At 54.8% G+C, this 3403-nt stretch carries 3 protein-coding genes; 2 read left to right on the forward strand and 1 reads right to left on the reverse strand.

Features of this window, described 5'->3' with window-relative positions:
• A partial coding sequence (locus M0974_RS06325) for a sigma 54-interacting transcriptional regulator (protein WP_297834149.1) occupies nucleotides 1–1658 on the reverse strand: 1658 nt, incomplete at its 3' end.
• A 179-nt stretch (nucleotides 1659–1837) separates the two neighbouring features.
• On the opposite strand from M0974_RS06325, the gene M0974_RS06330 reads away from it, so the two are divergent.
• Complete coding sequence (locus M0974_RS06330) at nucleotides 1838–2725, forward strand: oxaloacetate decarboxylase (protein ID WP_297834152.1); 888 nt, start codon at nucleotides 1838–1840, stop codon at nucleotides 2723–2725.
• A gap of 97 nt (nucleotides 2726–2822) precedes the next feature.
• Nucleotides 2823–3403, forward strand: a 581-nt coding sequence (locus tag M0974_RS06335) for an MFS transporter (protein WP_297834155.1), incomplete at its 3' end; no start/stop codon positions are given.

Consider the following 3403-nt stretch of genomic DNA (forward strand, 5'->3'; position numbering starts at 1 on the left):
CATTGGTAATCGGCGAACAGTGGGGCAAGCAGCTTGAGTACGCCTGCTGAATGGGTAGCCGGGAGTTCATACTGGGCGAGAATACCCTGGAGCAAATGGTCGGCAATCTCAGGTAGATCGGAGCGCCGTTCCCGCAGCGAAGGTATTGCGATGTGCAGTACGTTAAGGCGGAAAAAAAGATCAGCGCGAAACAGTCCTTGAGCAACCAGAGCACGTAAGTCGCGATGGGTGGCCGCGATCACGCGCACGTCGACCGGTATGGCTCGGCCAGCCCCCAGCTTCATGACCTGACGTTCTTGCAGCACTCTCAATAACCGGCTTTGTAGCGCGGCTGGCATCTCACCAATTTCATCCAGCAGAATAGTGCCGGTATGTGCCATCTCGAACAGCCCTTGCTTACCTCCACGTCGCGCGCCTGTAAACGCACCCTCCTCATGGCCAAACAGCTCGCTTTCGATTAAACCTTCCGGCAACGCAGCGCAGTTAAAGGCCAGGAACGGATTGCCACTGCGTTTGCTGGCGCGATGAATGCCTTGAGCAACAAGCTCCTTACCGGTTCCGCTTTCACCGGTCAGCAACACCGTTGCGTCATGAGAGGCACTGGTCATTGCCTGGCGTCTAGTCTTCTGCATTTCAGGCGAGCTGCCGATCAGATCGCCCAATTGGTGTTGCGCCAGTAAATGCTTGGGGCGTTGTGTGGTGCGTAAGGTTCGGTCAATACGTTGGGCAACAAGCGCGTCCTGGACGCTGACCACTGTTCCGGTACGCATACCGTGCTCGCTGATCGGCATGCAATCAAAACTCAGGGTTCGCCCGTCCAAGTGCTCGATACGCTCGACGATCGCTTGATCGTTGGCAATGGACTCACGCAGCAACGTACCGATTCGCGCGGTCAGTTGGCTGCTGACATCCCCTTGGGACTCCAGCCCCAGTAATGCCCGCATGGCAGGGTTAACCGCTTCAAGCCGGCCGCCTTCATCAAAAGCCGCAACCCCGTCGCGCAGGTGCGCCACGATGGTGTTAATCCGTGCACGTTTAGATTCTTTTTCTCGACTGACCCGTGCCAATTCCAGGGAGCGCTCAAAGGCCTCCTCAACGGCGCCAAGCGAGTACAGAAAAACACTACCCACACTGGCCTGTTCAGCGAAATCGCAGGCCATGCCTGGCCCAATAATAGTGGCGCAGCCTTCGTCCACTAAAGCCTCGACCTGATGTTGAACCTCATCGACCGAACGGTAAGCACGTTGAAGAATTTCGAAATTCAGCCACGGACGCAATAGTCCTAATTCCGCCGACACTGATTCGTGCAGGACCAGACCGATGCGTTTATGGGGTCTACGTTCGGCGGCTTCTGAAATTGCGCGAATTACGTCGAAACCGTTGACCTTGACCATCACTACCGGCACTGCCAAGCGGTCGCGCAGGTAAGCACCGTTAGAGCCGGCTGCGAGCACAACATCAATCGCCCCCACCTCAATCAGTGGTTCAAGCAACTGAATGGCGTCGTCGTAACCTTCACGGACAGGAAACAACTGAGCCCGATCGCTATAGCGCGGGGCGAGGCTTTCGCAAAGGTTGCGTAAACGGCTGATGCTCACAATGGCAACGCCAGGGCGTCGCTGATTAACCGCGACTTTCTGATAACTGAACGTCTCCAAGGACACCTCCTACAAATGTTGCATTATGTTTCACGCAACACATAGCTGAAACACTGAAACGTCTTTTATTTTGAATAAACAATCTAACTATATGTTTTATATAGCTATTTATTATTAGTGTGGATTGGCGCGGAAACTGCAATTCAGTCGATACCTGCACATAACTGGAGATTCGAAACATGTCCCTTACGTCTGCTGAGCGCCGTGCCGCCTTCCGCATTCATGTTGAACAACGCCAAGGGTTGCTGGTGCCAGGTGCGTTTAACGCCTTAAGCGCTCGCGTCGCTGCGGATATCGGTTATCGCGCGCTGTACCTGACGGGCGCTGGCATCACCAATATGTTTCTTGGCCTGCCTGACCTGGGGTTTATAGGCCTACATGAAATGGCCGAGCACACAGCTCGAATCCGCGATGCCGTAGACTTGCCGCTAATCGTCGATGCTGACACGGGCTACGGTAATGCGCTGAATGTGCGGCATGCGATTCGTACCCTGGAGCGGGCAGGCGCCGATGCGATTCAGTTGGAAGATCAAGTGAGCCCCAAAAAATGCGGGCATTTCAATGGCAAAGCAGTGATTTCAACCAGCGAGATGGTCGGGAAAATACAGGCCGCTGTCGATGCTCGGGAAGATCCTAACTTGCTGATTGTGGCTCGAACGGATGCCTGTGCAGTTGACGGTTTCGACGCAGCCATCGAACGCGCCCATCGTTATGCGCAAGCCGGTGCAGATGTTCTGTTCATCGAGGCGGTGGAAACCACCGACGAAATTCAACGCCTGCCGTCTCTGTTTTCCAAGCCGCAGTTAATGAACGTGGTTATCGGAGGCAAAACGCCAATCCTGTCACAGTTGCGTTTGGCCGAACTTGGTTTCGGCATTGTTCTGTATGCCAACGCACCGCTGCAAAGTGCAGTTCGCGGGATGCAGCAAGCGTTGAACCTTCTGCTGGTCGACGGCAAACTCGACGAGAACCCTGAACTGGTGGTGCCGTTCGCCGAACGTCAGCGCCTAGTGAACAAGCCGTTTTATGACCGCCTCGACAGCCAGTACGCCGCCGGCGAGGATTGATCGGGCCAAAAAAAACGATACGTGAGGCTTAAGAGCGTGTCCGCGTTCAATTCCCAGCGCACGCATCATAAAAATAAAAAGGAGACGGCATTTGAATATTCCACCAATAACACCTGCTTCTACCGATACCTTGTCGAAGCCTGCTCAACCGCCCCTGCGCTCCATCGCCGGTGGTTTGGCGGGGAACCTGATCGAATGGTATGACTTTCTCGCCTACAGCATTTTTTCCATCTATTTCGCTAAATCATTCTTCCCTAGCGACAACCCGACCGTGCAGCTAATGAATGCAGCTGCCATTGCTGCGGTGGGTTATGTAGCCCGTCCACTGGGGGCATGGTTGGTGGGTATGTACGCGGATCGGCGCGGCCGAAAAGCGGCGCTGACCGGGTCGGTCACGGTGATGTGCATCGGCTCGTTGATGATCGCCATCACGCCGGGGTACGCGACCATTGGTGCCTTTGCACCTGCGATTCTGATCTTTGCACGTCTGCTGCAAGGTTTGAGTATGGGAGGCGAATATGGCACTAGCGCAACCTACCTGAGTGAAATTGCGCCACCAAATCGCCGGGGGTTTTTCTTGGGTTTTTTGCAAGTCAGCGTAGTGGGCGGTCAATTACTGGCGTTGGGTCTGCTGATGGTGATGCAGCACGTGTTGTTCACCTCCGAGCAGATCGATCA

Origin of the sequence: Pseudomonas sp., assembly GCF_026224925.1 — a bacterium.
Taxonomy (GTDB): Bacteria; Pseudomonadota; Gammaproteobacteria; order Pseudomonadales; family Pseudomonadaceae; genus Aquipseudomonas.

Bases quoted from the DNA above. Each gene is read 5' to 3' on its own strand.
- M0974_RS06330 (WP_297834152.1), top strand. From the start codon at position 1,838: ATGTCCCTTACGTCTGCTGAGCGCCGTGCCGCCTTCCGCATTCATGTT.